Origin of the sequence: Marinitenerispora sediminis, assembly GCF_003336425.1 — a bacterium.
GTDB lineage: Bacteria > Actinomycetota > Actinomycetes > Streptosporangiales > Streptosporangiaceae > Marinitenerispora > Marinitenerispora sediminis.
Genome location: NZ_QEIO01000005.1, coordinates 51,654 through 65,914, shown reverse-complemented (window position 1 = coordinate 65,914; position 14,261 = coordinate 51,654). Strand labels below are relative to the sequence as shown.

Here is a 14,261-nt window from a genome sequence, read left to right as displayed (position 1 = left end):
GGCGGGTCCCCTAGCGCTGACTCCGCGCGGCTACGGTGTGCCGCATGGAGCCGTCCGACACCTCCCCCCGCCGATCCGGCGGCCCGGGGACCCGGGGCATCTGGGCAGCGGCCATCGCGGTGGCGCTCGCGGGCGCACTCGCGGCGCTGTGGCCGGTCGCGGCCTCGGTGTGGGACCTGGTGGGCACCCCGCAGGCGGTTCGGGGCGTGCTCCTGGTGGTGTGCGCCGCGCTCGCGGCGCTCGGCGGGTACGGGCTGCGCCGCGGGCGGATCGCGTCGATGCGGCTGGCCCGGTTGATCCTGGTCGCCTGGGTCGTGGCCGCCGGAGCGGTCGCGCTGATGACGCTCGGCGCCTGGATCCTCTTGGGGACCCCCGCCTGGGACCCGCCCGACACCCTCACACCGAGGGCATTGGACGCGGTCGCGACCCGGGCCTTCGGCATCGTCGCCGGCCTGGGCGGGGTCGCGCTGCTGATCATCTCCTACCGCCGGCAGCGCGCCACCGAAGCCGAGAACCGCCGGGAGGAGACCCGGCTGTTCAACGAGCGCTTCACCACGGCCTACGCCAACCTCGGCAGCGAGCACGCGGCCGTGCGCCTCGGCGCCGTCCACGCCCTGGCCAACCTCGCCGACGACGCCCCCACCGACGCCCTCGTGCAGATGGTCATCGACGTGCTGTGCGCCTACCTGCGCATGCCCTACACCCCCGAGCCCGAGCCGCTGCCCGACGGCGCCGACCAGGCGGCCCGGGCCGAGCACCGCCGGGAGCGGCTGGAGTTCTTCGCGTTCCGCGAAGTGCGGCACACCGTCATCCGGCTCATCAGCAACCACCTGGGCAAGGACAACCCCACCCGTTGGCGCGGCAGGAACTACGACTTCACCGACGCGGTCTTCGACGGGGGTTCCTTCACGGGAGCCGTCTTCACCGGCAGCACGGTGTCCTTCGACAACGCCGAGTTCACCAGCGGCGCCGTGGATTTCAGCGCCGCCACCTTCCCCACCGTGGACTTCCGGGACGCCGGCTTCTCCGGCAGGTCCGTGTCCTTCCGCTCCGCCGCCTTCCCCGGCGGGCGCGGCGGGCCTGCCAGCGCCCGCGCCTCCGCGATGGCGAGGACCTCCGGCGGCACCGCCCCGGGCAGGGGCGTCGTGTCCTTCCGCCAGTGCGCCTTCGCCGGGAGCGTCGTGCGGTTCGACAACGCCACCTTCGCCGGCGAGCACGTGGACTTCGGCTACACGCTCTTCGACGGATCCGCCGTGTCCTTCGCCGATGCCGCCTTCGCCAGCGGCACCGCGGTGAACTTCGGCAAGGCCGTCTTCCGCAGCGGCCGGGTCCGCTTCAACGACGCGGTGGGACCGCGCCCCGAGGGCCTGCTCGAAGCCAGGGAGGGCGCCCGGCCGGGGGTGGTGGCGGGGTGGCCCCAGCGCTGGCAGCACCCCGCGGACCCCGGCGGCGTCTAGGTGTATGGGGGCTGGACGCCTTCGACGGAGAGTGGCGCGTTGGTGTGGGTCATCGGGCCGCTGCCGATTCATGGGCAGCCGTGGTGGCCGCGCTCCCTCGGGGCAACCAACGCAACGCGAGGAGGCCGAGGACGAGGTGCAGGAAGCTGGCCGTTGCTGCGGCGATGTGCAGTCCGGTGAGAAAGGCCGACTTGGCGTCGGCCACGACCGCCGTTGCCAGGTCGGGCAACTGGAGTGTCTCGTCGAGCGTGGGGGCGAGGTCGGGGCCCTGGAGGCGGAACAGCAGGGCGGCGAACGACCCGAGCAATGCGATGCCGAGTGCGTTGCCGATCTCATTGCTGGTCTCGGCGATCGCACCGGCTGATCCGGCGCGTTCGGGAGGTACGGCGGCGACGGCGGTGTCGGCGACGACGGCGAAAGAGATGCCGTAGCCGATGCCAGCCACCGCAGTGGACGCGACGTACCAGCCAATCCCGCCCGTGACGGTGGTGGGAAGCAGCAGGAGCAGGCCGACGGCGATGGAGAAGTGGCATACGAGCAGTGCGGTGCGCTTGCCGACGCGGTCGACGACCATCGGGGTGACGACGCAGGTGGTGGTGAGCACGGCTGCTCCTGGAAGCGCCAGGAGCGCTGCTTGGAGGACCGGGACGTCGAGGACGGACTGCAGGTAGATCCCGGCCAGGTAGGCGGCGGCCGACCAAGCCGCGAGCGGCAGAAGGCCAGTGATGACGGCGACAGTGAAGGTTCGGTCGCGGAAGAGGGAGAAGTCGATGAGCGGGTGCTCAAGTCGCCGCTGCCGGAGACCGAACCACGCCAGCACCGCGGTGCCCAGGACCGCGGAGGCGACAGCGGACAGGGTCAGGCCCTCGGCGGCTGCGTGCTTGATGCCGTAGATCGCCAGCAGGAGCCCGACGGCAGAGGTCACGACGCTGATCGCGTCGATACGTCCCGGACGGGTAGCTCGGACTTCGCGCAGCAGCACGGGGGCGAAGAAGAGGAACAGGCCAATGACGGGCAGGTTGACCAAGAAAACCGATCCCCACCAGAAGCGCTCCAGGAGTACGCCGCCTAGGACCGGGCCGATCGCGAAGCCGGCGGCGAAGGCCGCGGCGAAGATGCCGATGGCCTGAGCCCGTCGCTTCGGGTCGGTGAACAACTCGCTGAGGACCGCCAGCGCGGATGGGAGCAGTGTCGCGCCGGCGATCCCCATGACGGCGCGCGCGGCGACGAGCAGTTCGGGCGTGGGCGCGAACGCGGCAGCAGCCGATGCGAGGCCGAAGAAGCTCACGCCGATCATGAGGAGTCGGAGACGTCCGTAGCGGTCACCGATGTTCCCGAACGCGACGAGGAGGGATCCGACGGCGAAGCCGTAGATGTCGAGGATCCACAGTGCTTGGTCGGCGCTGGGGTTCAGCGCTTGGCTGACCCGGGGCATCGCGAGGAACAGGATGGACCCGTCCATGGAGACCAGCAGCACCGGACCGAGAACGACGAGCAGACCGAGCCAGGCCCGGAGGTTGCCCGCACCTGACGTGGCAGAAGATCGTTGAGTCACACCGTCAACGCTCCCGGCCCGGGACGGGGGCAGCCAGACACCCGGGGTGGGTACACCCAGCAGGTGCACGCACAGCGCCGCGGTACGTGTCTACGCTCAAGGACGTGGAGAGCCTCGGAGCATTCTTGAAGAGCCGCCGCGACCAGGTCACCCCGGACGCGATCGGGCTACGCACCTACGGCAGCAGCCGACGCGTTCCGGGTCTGCGCCGGGAGGAATTGGCCCACCTCGCTGGCGTCAGCGCCGGCTACTACACGAGGCTCGAGCAGGACCAAGCCGGTACGGCCTCAGCGCAGGTCCTCGACGCCCTGGCCCGGGTGCTCGAACTCGACGACGTCGAGACGGCTCACCTGCACAACCTCGCCCGCCAGGCCGGTCGAACCGGCCTCGCCGAACCGCCCCTCGAACACCCCCACCCCCGTGTGCTCGCGCTGCTCGACTCGTTGGCTGAGGCGACTCCCGCGGTTCTGCTCGGCAGGCGCGGGGACGTGCTCGCCTGGAACCGCACGGGGCACGCGCTGCTCGCCGAGCACGTGGACTTCGACGCGCCAAGCGCCCTCGAAGGCCGTCCCTCCATCCCGAGAATGTTCTTCCTCGACGCCCTCACCCGGGACCTGCACCGCAACTGGGACGAACTCGCACGCGTCCACGTCGCGTACCTGAGACTCACCGCCGGCCGATTCCCCAACGACGCACGACTGGCGAACCTGATCGGCGAGCTCGCCATGCGCAGCGATCAGTTCGCCCAGATGTGGGCGACCGGGGAGGTCGCAGACTGCACTACCGGCGACATGCACCTGCAGCACCCCACCGTCGGTACCGCGAGCGTCGCCTACCAGGTGTGGCTCCAGCCCGACAGCCCAGACCACCGCCTTGAGATCTACACCCCCAATGACGTCACGTCAGCCGACGCCCTCCGCCGCCTCACGCGCCGCATCGCTGGGGAGGGTTCCGGGCGACCTGCGCAGGCCCCAGAACGCCGAACAGCGTGATCCGCTGGCCGGGGTGCACGAACGCCACGACCGCCGAATGGTCCAGGCCGGCCGCGCGGAACACCGCGTCCACCCGCCCGCGCGGGCCAGCGCCGCGGTGATCCGGCCGTCGCCGGCGCCGGGCTCGACGACCACGTCGCCCGGGCGCGGCCCGGCGGTCCGGACGAAGCGGTGCAGGGCGGTGCGGTCGGCCAGGAAGTTCTACGAGAGCTCGCGGCGCCTGCGCGAACGCGTTCCCGCCGCACCGGGCGCGAGGGGGCGGGACGGGGCGGGGAACCGGTGGCCCTCCGTCCTCTGGCATCGGTCATGGATCCCCTAAATGAGACGAACCGTCTCGCCTCGACAGCTCGGTGTGGCGAATACGGCACGGCACTTCAAAACGAACCGTCCCGTCTCGTCACCCTGGTAGCCTGGGCCCATGCCCGATACCAGGAAGCCGGACCACTCCCGGCGCAGCGAACGGTCGCGGCAGGCGATCCTGGAGGCCACCCGCGCACTGGTCTCCGAAGTCGGATACGGCAAGGTCGCGATCGAGACCATCGCGGCCCGGGCCGGGGTCGGCAAGCAGACGATCTACCGCTGGTGGCCGTCCAAAGGCGCGGTGATCTTCGACGCCTTCCTGGCGCTCAGCGAGGGCCACGAGGGGCAGGGCATGGCGCTGCCCGACACCGGTGACATCGAGGCCGACCTCAAGACGGTCATGCGCGCGACCGCCGCGGAGTTCGCCGACGCCGAGTTCGACAAGCCGATCCGGGCGCTCAACAACGAGATCATCAACGATCCGGACCTGGCCGCCCAGTACCGGGAGAAGCTCGCCCGGCCCGTCGACGAGGCCAAGAAGGAGCGCCTGCGCAGCGCCCAGCGGGCGGGCCAGCTCGCCGCCGACGCCGACCTGGACCTGGTCCTGGAGGTGCTCTACGCGCCCCTCTTCCAGCGCTGGCTGCACCGCTCGGGCCCGCTCACCGCGGAGTACGCCGACTCCCTTGTCGACATCACGCTCAGAGCCTTCCGCCCCTGACCCGTTCGGCAGCCAGCCCGGAACGCCGCGGAGCGGCCCGCGCGCTCCCCGGAGCGCCACGGGCGGGGTGCGCCGGCCGTCCGGCGCTGAGGTCGGGGGCGCAACGGCCATGGGGTGCGCCGCCACGCACTAATCGAGTTGCACGATGACGAGGAGCTCGGCGAGGATCTCGGCGTGCGAGTGGGAGTGGTGGGGCTCAAGATGGGGCTCTACCTGGCGAAGTGGTGCCGCCAGGTGGGCATGGACGTGGCCGCGGTGTGCGACCGCGCCCCTGATCGGCTCGCCGCCGCGAAGGAGCAGCTGCCGGAAGCGGACGTCACCGAGCGCTGGCAGGACCTGTTGACGCTGGGACTCGACGGCGTGGTGCTCGCGAACGACTTCGACGCCCACGCCCCGCTCGCGCTCGCCTTCCTCGCGCGGGGCGTGCACGTGCTGTCCGAAGCGGCGGCGTGCACCAGCTACGAGGAAGGACGCCGGCTCATCGCGGCGGCGGAGAGTTCCTCGGCGACCTACTCCTTCGCCGAGAACTACGTCCTCCACCCGCACGTACGCCTGGTCCGGGCGGCGGTCGAGACCGGCGAGGTGGGACGGGTGGGCCTGGTCGAGGCCGACTACCTGCACGGCATGTCACCGGAGACGGTCGCCGCGCTGATCGGCGACTCCACCCACTGGCGGGGGCGTATCGCCGCGACCGCCTACTGCACCCACACCGTCTCCCCGGTGCTGGCGGTCACGGACGCCTGGCCCCGGGAGGTCAGCGCGTTCTCCGTCGACGAGGCCGATCCGCGGGCCGCGGTCGTGATGACGGTGCGGCTGTCCACCGGCGCCCTGGCCGTCACCCGCCACGGATTCCTCCAGGGCGAGCCGGACAGCCACTGGAGTTGGCTCTCCGTGCGCGGCAGCCGCGCGCTGGCCGAATCCGTCCGCGGACCGGGCGAACAGGCATGGTCGGTCCGCTTCAGAGCGGAGGCATGGGCCAGCCCGGGGGGCGTCACCCGCGACGAGGTCCGGGTGCCCCCTCCGCTGACCCTGAACGGAACAACGGTGGAGCGCACCGCCGAGGGCACGGTGCTGCTGCTTCAGGCGTTCCAGGCGACCATGGAGCGGGGCGAACCGCCGCTGGTCGGCGTCCGCGCCGCCGTCGCCGCCTCACTCGTCGGTGTGGCCGGCGCGCAATCCCTGCGCAACGGCTCCCGCCCCGTGCCGGTGCCCGAGCTGGCCTGACCGAGGCTGGTCGCCACCGCGGCCGGACGGCCTCCTCGTGTCGCCGACCCGCCCTCCCCACGCGCACCTCACCAGGTGCCGCCGCCCGGGGACCGCCGCGGGAGGTGACGCCGGGGGAGGAGCGCCCGGTACTCACCCTGCCGCGTGTCCGATCCGCACGGGCCCCCGGCGGAAACCACTCCCGGGGGCGGTCCCCGGCCAGCAGTCACCGACGCGCGCGGATGAACGGGGACACGATCTGTTGCGCGGCGGCGCGCGGGCCTCAGCTCTGGACCGCAGTCCCGCGACTTCGTCGACGGCAGCTACCCGCTGGCCCCAGGGGCCACCTGGAACGGGCGCCCCGCGCTGGCGACTCTCCCGTGCTCCGTCAGCGCCCAACGTGTCCGCCACCTGGAACGCCCCTTCGAGAGGCGTCCCCCACCAGCGGTAACGTCACCGCACCGGCAGGCCCGTGACCGCGCGGCCGATGATGAGGCGCTGGATCTCACTGGCCCCCTCGAAGATCGTGAAGACGGCGGCGTCCCGGTGCCAGCGCTCCGCCGGGAACTCCCTCGTGTACCCGTTGCCGCCGAGGATGCGCACCGCCTCCTGGGTCACCCATACCGCGGTCTCACTGGCGAAGAGCTTGCTCATCGAGCCCTCGGCCTGGCGGAAGTCCCGGCCGGTGCGGCTCAGCCAGGCGGCGCGCCAGACGAGGAGGCGGGCCGCGTCGATGCGGGTGGCCATGTCGGCGAGGGTGAAGGCGACCGCCTGGTTGTCCCCGATGGGGCGGCCGAACTGCTCGCGCTCGCCGGCGTAGTCCCGCGCGCACTCGAACGCCGCGCGGGCGCACCCCACGGCCATGGCGCCCACGGTGGGGCGCGACGCCTCGAAGGTCCGCATCGCCACCTGCCCGCCGGCGCGCCCGCCCTCGCGTGCCCGGGCCAGCCGCTCGGTCAGCCGCTCCCGGCCGCCGAGCAGGCAGCGGCCCGGTACCCGCACGCCGTCCAGCACCACCTCGGCGGTGTGCGAGGCGCGGATGCCGTGCTTGCGGAACCTCTGGCCCTGGGAGAGTCCCGGTGTCCCGGGCGGCACGACGAAGCTCGCCTGCCCCCGCGTACCCAGCTCCGGGTCGACCGACGCCACGACCACGTGGACGTCGGCGATGCCGCCGTTGGTTGCCCAGGTCTTGACCCCGTCCAGCACCCACTCGTCCGCGGCCTCGTCGTAGCGGGCGCGGGTGCGGATCGCGCCGACGTCGCTGCCCGCGTCGGGCTCGGACGAGCAGAAGGCGCCGAGCCGGACGTCGTCGGCGTCACCGAACATCTGCGGGACCCACTCCAGCAGCTGCTCCTGGGTGCCGTTGGCGGCGATCGCGACCGCCGCGAGCGTGGTCCCGGTGAGCGCCAGCCCGATCCCGGGGTCCCCCCAGAACAGCTCCTCGTACACGACGGGGATGGCGACCCCGCTCGGCTCGAACCACTGGGTGGCGAAGAAGTCCAGCGAGTACAGGCCGATCCTCGCCGCCTCGCGCAGGATCGGCCACGGCGTCTCCTCGCGCTCGTCCCACTCGGCGGCGGCCGGGCGGACCACGTCTCGGGCGAAGCCGTGCACCCAGTCGCGGACCTCGCGCACGTCCGCGCTCGGTTCGAAGCCGAACCCGGGTCGCGGGCCGGCGGCCGGCTCCTGGTCGATGTCGTCGCTCATGCGCCACGCCCTTCGCTGCGGCCCGCCGGCCGGGGCACCGGCGGTGGGTCACCGGCGGGCGGCGCAGCCGCCCGTGTTACCGACGGTAACACAAAGCGCCGTTCCGCCCCACCGCCCCCTGCGCGAGCCCGGACCTCTCAGCCGGAGCGCTGCCCGTCGCGCCAGTAGGTGCCGAAGGCCCAGCAGTTCCCGGCCGGGTCGCGGGCCATGTACTCGCGCGCACCGTAGGGCATGTCCTCCGGGGGCCCGACGATCTCGGCGCCCGCCGCCACGGCACGGCGGTGGTGCTCGTCGGGGTCGGGCACCACCACGAAGACCGCCTGCGGGCGCGGGTCGGCGAGAGCCGGGTCGGCGCCCTCCCGTGGCGAGCCGACCATGATGATCCCGTCACCGAACCGCAGTTCGGCGTGGTCGACCCGCTCTCCCCGCTCCGGATGGCGGAACTCCAGGGTGAAGCCGAACGCGGTGGTGAGGAAGTCGATGGCGGCCGGGGCGTCGCGGTAGCGCAGCACCGGGATGATGCTCGGAGTCGCCGTTGGGGTCATGACCTGCTCCTTCTCGGACCGGCGGCTGGTCGCGACCGAGGTTACGCCGCTCGGGGCCGCGGCGCCGCCGACGCGCCGGTCGCGGCCGGAGCGGGCGGCGCCCGGCTACTCCGCCGCGTAGCGTTCGAGGAAGGTGTAGACGTCGGTCTCGTCCACACCGGGGAAGGTGCCGGGCGGCAGCGCGGCGAGCACGTGGGAGTGCGCCCGCGCCGACGGCCACACGTTGCCCTCCCAGCGCGCGGCTAGCTCGGCCGGCGGCCGGACGCAGCACTCGCCGGTGGGGCAGGCCGACTTGGTGCGGTGGGTGGTCTCCCGGCCGCGGAACCAGCGCGACTCCTTGTAGGGCACGCCGAGGGTGATCGCGAAGTTGCGCTCCCGGCTGGGGTCGACGTGCGCGACGCAGAAGTGCGTGCCGTTGGGCTTGTCGGTGTACTGGTAGTAGATCGAGTAGCGGTCCGGTGAGGCGAACACCTGCCGTCCCGACCAGTACCGGCACATCCGCTGCCCCTCGATCGCGCCGGTGTCGTCCGTGGGGAAGATGAGCCCGTCGTTCTCGTAGGCCTTGTAGATGAGCCCGGTCTCGTCGTTGCGGATGAAGTGGCAGACGAGGTCCAGGTGCCGGGTGGCCAGGTTGGTGAACCGGTGGGCGGCCGTCTCGTAGGAGACCGAGTAGACGTCGCGCAGGTCCTCCACGGAGAGGTCGCGGGCCTGCTGGGCCTCCAGCAGGTAGGGAACGGCGGTCGACTCGGGGATGAGGACGGCGGCGGCGAAGTAGTTGGCCTCCACCCGCTGCCGGAGGAAGTCGGCGAAGTCGCGGGGCTGCGCGTGCCCGAGCAGGAAGTGGCCGAGCGTCTGCAGCAGGATGGTGCGCGGGGTGTGCATGCCCAGCGACTCGCGCTTGAGGTAGAGCCGCCGGTCGCGGATGTCGGTGACGGAGCGGACCGAGCGCGGCAGGTCCTGCACGTAGCGCAGCGTGAACCCGTGGTGGGTGACGATCGAGAGGATCTGCCCCTGGGAGAGGGCCCCGCCGCGGTAGCCGATGGCGTCGAGCGTCTCCTGCGCGACCTTCTCGATGCCCTCGAAGTAGTTGTCGCGCTCGCGCATCTGGCGGCGCAGCTGGGCGTTGGCGCGGCGGGCCTCCTCGGGGGTGGCCGTCGGCTTGGCGCTGCGCCGCTTCAGCTCCTCGTACAGGCCGACGATGTGCTCCAGCACGTCGTTGGGCACCCGCTTGCCGATCTTCAGGTGCGGGAGGTTGAGCGACCGGTACACCGGGTCGCGCTGCGCCTCCTCGACCGAGATCTCCAGCTGGGCTCGGCGGCTCGGCGGCTGCCGGGAGAGCAGCTCCTCCACCGAGACCCCGAGGGCCTGGGCCAGCGAGGTGAGCAGCGACAGCTTCGGCTCCCGCTTGCCGTTCTCCAGCAGCGACAGCTGGGACGGCGCCCGACCGACCCGGCTGCCGAGATCCGACAGGGTCATACCCCGCGCGCGTCGCAGGTGCCGCAGCCGCTGCCCGAACGTCACGAGGTCGAGATCAGTCGGCAAAGTCGGTATTTCTTCGGTCCCAAAGTACGACATGCGTTCAGCGTAGAGAAATAATCGCGAATCTTCACTAGCACGCGCGTCGAAAAACCCGCGATCTTTGCGAAGAATCATGGGCACCGGCGGGGAACAGATCGGTCGGCCGGCCCGGGGAGACGGGCCGCCCGACCGTGGGATCTCCAGCCGGCCAGACCTGGACGGGACCAACCGGAAGGCGGGAGACATGGGCATCACCGGCCGGTACGAGGAGGCCAGCGCCGCGCTCCAACACGAGTGGGAGACGCGTCCGCGCTGGGCCGGGATCGAGCGCACCTACACCGCGGCCGACGTGGTCCGGCTCCGCGGCTCGGTCACCGAGGAGCACACCCTGGCCCGCCTGGGCGCCGAGCGCCTCTGGGAGCTGCTGCACACCGAGGACTACGTCAACACGCTGGGCGCGCTCACCGGGAACCAGGCGGTCCAGCAGGTGCGCGCCGGCCTCAAGGCGATCTACCTGTCCGGCTGGCAGGTGGCCGCCGACGCCAACCAGGCCGGCCAGACCTACCCCGACCAGAGCCTGTACCCCGCCGACTCCGTCCCGCGCGTCGTGCGCCGGATCAACAACGCGCTGCTGCGCGCCGACCAGATCAGCTGGTCGGAGGGCGAGGAGGACGCCCCGCACTGGCTGGCCCCGATCGTCGCCGACGCCGAGGCGGGGTTCGGCGGGGTGCTCAACGCCTTCGAGCTGATGCGGGCGATGATCGCGGCGGGCGCCGCCGGGGTGCACTGGGAGGACCAGCTCGCGTCCGAGAAGAAGTGCGGCCACCTCGGCGGGAAGGTGCTCATCCCGACCGGCCAGCACATCCGGACGCTCAACGCCGCCCGGCTCGCCGCCGACGTGTCCGGGGTCCCCACGCTCGTCATCGCGCGCACCGACGCCCAGGCCGCCACGCTCATCACCAGCGACGTCGACGAGCGCGACCGGCCGTTCGTCACCGGAGAGCGCACCGCCGAGGGCTTCTACCGCGTCCGCAACGGCCTGGACGCGTGCGTGGCGCGCGGGCTGGCCTACGCCCCCTACTCCGACCTGCTGTGGATGGAGACCTCCACCCCCGACCTGGAGGTGGCGCGCCGGTTCGCCGAGCGGATCAAGGCCGAGTACCCCGACCAGCTGCTCGCCTACAACTGCTCCCCGTCGTTCAACTGGCGGCGGCACCTGGACGACACGACGATCGCCAAGTTCCAGCGCGAGCTCGGGCACATGGGCTACCGGTTCCAGTTCATCACCCTGGCCGGCTTCCACTCCCTCAACCACTCGATGTTCCGCCTCGCCAAGGGTTACGCGACGGAGGGGATGAGCGCCTACGTCCGGCTGCAGGAGGCGGAGTTCGCCGACGAGGCCGCCGGCTACACCGCCACCCGCCACCAGCGCGAGGTCGGTACCGGCTACTTCGACCGGATCAGCACGGCGATCACCCCCGACGCCTCCACCACGGCGCTCACCGGCTCCACCGAAGAGGACCAGTTCGCAGCGGCTCACTGACGGACTCGGACCTCGTCCCCGGGCGGCCCGCCCCGCTTTCGTGGCTGGGGCGGGGCGGGCCGCCGCGACCGGCCGCCGGCCTCGCGGTCACCGTGTCACCCGCGAGGGCGGCGGCCGCCCGTGCGCGGCCGTGCACGGCCGCGCGCCCCGGCGCCGCCGGGACCGGCCGCGCCGCCGCGCCGCGCGCGGTGAGATGATCTGCGACATGGCCGAGTCCAGTCCCCAGCCCTCTCCGCCCGCCGACCACGCCCCGCGGGCCGTGCCGCCGGCGGGGGCGGCGTCGGAGCCGCCGACCGCCGTGCCGCTCACCTCGGGCCTGCTCCGCGGCGAGATCCTCTGCGTCCTCGCGCTGTCGCTCGGCGCGGCCGCGGTCTCGGCGGTGATCTCGTTCACCGGGTCGATCACCGCCTCCGCGTCGCTCGCCGAGCAGACCGCCAACCTGGTGCGCCCGCAGGCCGACGCGGCCCGCCCCTGGCTCGACCTGTCGCGGCAGCTGTACTCGCTGGTGTTCGCCTTCGCCCCCGTCGTGCTGGTGCTGTACCTGCTGCGCAGGAGCGGGGAGTCGGCGCGCGACATCGGCTTCGACCTGCGCCGCCCCGGTTTCGACCTGCTGGGCGGCGCCGGGCTGGCCGCGCTCATCGGCGCGGGCGGGCTCGTGGTCTACCTGGTGTCCTGGCGGCTGGGTCTGACGGTCACGGTGGCGCCCAGCTCGCTGAACGAGAACTGGTGGCAGCTCCCGGTGCTCGTCCTGCAGGCCGTGAAGAACGGGGTGCTGGAGGAGGTGATCGTGGTCGGCTACCTCATGCTGCGCCTCGACCAGCTCGGCTGGTCACCGGTGCGGGCCGCGCTCGCGGGGTCGCTGCTGCGCGGCACCTACCACCTGTACCAGGGCGTCGGGATGTTCTTCGGCAACATCGTGATGGGCCTGGTGTTCAGCTGGTTCTACCACCGGTACGGCCGGGTGATGCCGCTGGTGGTGGCGCACGCGCTCATCGACATCGTCGCCTTCGTCGGCTCGGTCTACCTGGTCGGCCGGGTGGACTGGCTGCCGGGCGCGTAGCCCCGGGCGGTCAGCCGGCGGCGCCGCGCAGGGCCGGCTGGTCCTCCAGGTGGCGGTCGCGGCCCAGGAGCAGGCCCACGGCGAAGTTCGCCGCGGCGATCACCACGAGCATGGCCAGGGGCGCGTGCCAGGACCCGGTGAGGTCGTGCAGCAGGCCGAACAGGAACGGGCCGGCACCCGCCATGAGGTAGCCGAGGCTCTGGCTGACCGCCGACATCGCCGCCGTGGCCGGCGCGGTGCGCGTGCGGACCGCGAACATGGTGAGGGCGAGCGGGAACGTCGCCATGCCGATGCCGATCAGCGTCGTCCACACCCACACGCATTCGACCGGCCGCAGCCACAGCCCGGTGAAGCCCACCAGGTAGCACACGAAGAAGACGCCCATGAAGCCCCGGTGGTCGCGCACCCGTGCCATCAGGCCCGGCAGGACCAGCGAGGTGGGGATCGCCAGTGCCGTGAGGTAGGACAGCGCGAGGCCGGCCGCGCCCGGGCTCATCCCGCTGTCGCGGAGCAGCTCCGCGAACCAGCCGAACAGCACGTAGGCGATCGTCGACTGGGTGCCGAAGTACAGCACGCTCTGCCAGCCCATGGCCGTGCGCAGCACCCGCCCGATGCCCAGGGCCGATCCGGCGGCCGGCCGGGGCGGCTCGTGCCGCAGCGCGGCCAGCCACGGCAGGGCAGCGAGCACGCCCAGCACCGCGTAGCAGCCGAGGGCGATCCGCCACTCGCCGCCGGTGGCCTGGTGGATCGGGACGGTGCCGGCCGCCGCCGCGGTGGTGCCCACAGCGAGCGCGGTGGTGTAGAGGGTGGTCATCGCCCCGACGCGGCTGGGGAAGTGCTGCTTCACGAGGGTGGGCAGCAGCACGTTGCCCACGGCGCCGCCCGACAGCGCCAGGGCGCTCAGCGCGAGGAACGCCCAGGCGTTGTCCACGAGCACCCGGGTGCCCAGGCCGAGCGTGAGCGCGCACAGCGCCGCCAGCAGTACGTGGTGCTCACCGAACCGGCGGATGAGCGCGGGGGTGCAGGCGCCGAAGGCCGCGAAGCACAGGACCGGCAGCGTCGTGAGCAGCCCGGCGAGCGTGCCGGACATGCCCAGGGAGCCGGTCACCTCGCTGAGCAGCGGGCCGAGGCTCGTGACCGCCGTCCGCAGGTTGATCGCGGCCAGGCCGACCCCGGCGACCAGCAGCCACACCACGCGCCGGGGGTGCCGCTCCCCGTCACCCCGTGCCGACCGCCGTGCGTCCCCGGCCTTCTGCGTCGTCGTCACGGACACGCCTGCGCCTCCAGCAGCCACACATGGGATGATCGGATATACCTCCACGAGCCTAACGCATCCCGTACCTGGCCGGGCGCGGCGGCCGGTTCGCTCGGTTCGGCCCCCTGGCGACCGGAGCGAGCCCGCGGGGACCGGCCCCCGCGAGACGACGCCGGCCGGGCATGGGCCCGGCCGCGCGCCCGCCTCCGCATCCGGTGGCCCTCGGGTTACCCCCTTCCGGCGGCCGTGCGCGGAGACCGGGGCAGCCCCGAGGCAGCGGACGGCGCGGACCGCAGCGCCGGGGCCCGGGCGGGCGCGGAGCGGACGCCGTCCCACCCGGTGCACCAGGGGGGACCTCACCGGGCGGGCACGTCCGCACCCCGCGCGGGACCGTGGACGGCTACTCGC

The 14,261-nt window shown here is 72.7% G+C and carries 11 protein-coding genes; 6 read left to right on the top strand and 5 right to left on the bottom strand.

Features of this window, described 5'->3' with window-relative positions:
- The first annotated feature begins 44 nt into the window (after nucleotides 1-44).
- On the top strand, nucleotides 45-1,457 hold the full coding sequence (locus DEF28_RS01790; RefSeq protein ID WP_114446093.1) for a pentapeptide repeat-containing protein: 1,413 nt from the start codon (nucleotides 45-47) through the stop codon (nucleotides 1,455-1,457).
- A 49-nt stretch (nucleotides 1,458-1,506) separates the two neighbouring features.
- Here the strand turns inward: DEF28_RS01790 and DEF28_RS01785 are convergent, their stop codons facing one another.
- Complete coding sequence (locus DEF28_RS01785; RefSeq protein ID WP_233515037.1) at nucleotides 1,507-3,012, bottom strand: MFS transporter; 1,506 nt, start codon at nucleotides 3,010-3,012, stop codon at nucleotides 1,507-1,509.
- A 104-nt stretch (nucleotides 3,013-3,116) separates the two neighbouring features.
- Between DEF28_RS01785 and DEF28_RS01780 the strand changes: the two genes are divergently transcribed.
- The 3 genes from DEF28_RS01780 (at nucleotide 3,117) to DEF28_RS01770 (ending at nucleotide 6,246) form a co-directional block, all read left to right on the top strand.
- Entirely contained in the window at nucleotides 3,117-4,004 is an 888-nt protein-coding gene (locus DEF28_RS01780; RefSeq protein WP_114396495.1) for a helix-turn-helix transcriptional regulator, read from the top strand.
- Between the two features lie 418 nt (nucleotides 4,005-4,422).
- Nucleotides 4,423-5,022 (top strand): TetR/AcrR family transcriptional regulator, encoded by a 600-nt coding sequence (locus tag DEF28_RS01775; RefSeq protein ID WP_114396479.1) that lies wholly within the window; start codon nucleotides 4,423-4,425, stop codon nucleotides 5,020-5,022.
- Nucleotides 5,023-5,160: 138 nt separating this feature from the next.
- Nucleotides 5,161-6,246 (top strand): Gfo/Idh/MocA family protein, encoded by a 1,086-nt coding sequence (locus DEF28_RS01770; RefSeq protein ID WP_233515036.1) that lies wholly within the window; start codon nucleotides 5,161-5,163, stop codon nucleotides 6,244-6,246.
- A gap of 432 nt (nucleotides 6,247-6,678) precedes the next feature.
- Here the strand turns inward: DEF28_RS01770 and DEF28_RS01765 are convergent, their stop codons facing one another.
- The 3 genes from DEF28_RS01765 to DEF28_RS01755 form a co-directional block, all read right to left on the bottom strand.
- Entirely contained in the window at nucleotides 6,679-7,932 is a 1,254-nt protein-coding gene (locus DEF28_RS01765) for an acyl-CoA dehydrogenase family protein (RefSeq protein ID WP_114396478.1), read from the bottom strand.
- 137 nt (nucleotides 7,933-8,069) lie between these two features.
- Nucleotides 8,070-8,477 (bottom strand): VOC family protein, encoded by a 408-nt coding sequence (locus tag DEF28_RS01760; protein ID WP_114396477.1) that lies wholly within the window; start codon nucleotides 8,475-8,477, stop codon nucleotides 8,070-8,072.
- A 105-nt stretch (nucleotides 8,478-8,582) separates the two neighbouring features.
- Entirely contained in the window at nucleotides 8,583-10,019 is a 1,437-nt protein-coding gene (locus DEF28_RS01755) for a helix-turn-helix transcriptional regulator (RefSeq protein WP_114396476.1), read from the bottom strand.
- 220 nt (nucleotides 10,020-10,239) lie between these two features.
- On the opposite strand from DEF28_RS01755, the gene aceA reads away from it, so the two are divergent.
- Complete coding sequence (gene aceA / locus DEF28_RS01750) at nucleotides 10,240-11,538, top strand: isocitrate lyase (protein WP_114396475.1); 1,299 nt, start codon at nucleotides 10,240-10,242, stop codon at nucleotides 11,536-11,538.
- A gap of 205 nt (nucleotides 11,539-11,743) precedes the next feature.
- Entirely contained in the window at nucleotides 11,744-12,598 is an 855-nt protein-coding gene (locus DEF28_RS01745; RefSeq protein ID WP_233515035.1) for a CPBP family intramembrane glutamic endopeptidase, read from the top strand.
- Between the two features lie 10 nt (nucleotides 12,599-12,608).
- On the opposite strand, the gene DEF28_RS01740 is transcribed toward DEF28_RS01745, so the two are convergent.
- A complete protein-coding gene (locus DEF28_RS01740; protein WP_374058058.1) occupies nucleotides 12,609-13,865 on the bottom strand; it encodes an MFS transporter in 1,257 nt (418 codons plus the stop codon).
- Nucleotides 13,866-14,261: the final 396 nt, after the last annotated feature.

Excerpts from the sequence above, each read along its gene's own strand:
- DEF28_RS01790 (WP_114446093.1), top strand. The coding sequence starts at position 45 with ATGGAGCCGTCCGACACCTCCCCCCGCCGATCCGGCGGCCCGGGGACC.
- DEF28_RS01760 (WP_114396477.1), bottom strand. The coding sequence starts at position 8,477 with ATGACCCCAACGGCGACTCCGAGCATCATCCCGGTGCTGCGCTACCGC.
- DEF28_RS01775 (WP_114396479.1), top strand. The coding sequence starts at position 4,423 with ATGCCCGATACCAGGAAGCCGGACCACTCCCGGCGCAGCGAACGGTCG.
- DEF28_RS01745 (WP_233515035.1), top strand. The coding sequence starts at position 11,744 with ATGGCCGAGTCCAGTCCCCAGCCCTCTCCGCCCGCCGACCACGCCCCG.
- DEF28_RS01765 (WP_114396478.1), bottom strand. The coding sequence starts at position 7,932 with ATGAGCGACGACATCGACCAGGAGCCGGCCGCCGGCCCGCGACCCGGG.
- aceA (WP_114396475.1), top strand. The coding sequence starts at position 10,240 with ATGGGCATCACCGGCCGGTACGAGGAGGCCAGCGCCGCGCTCCAACAC.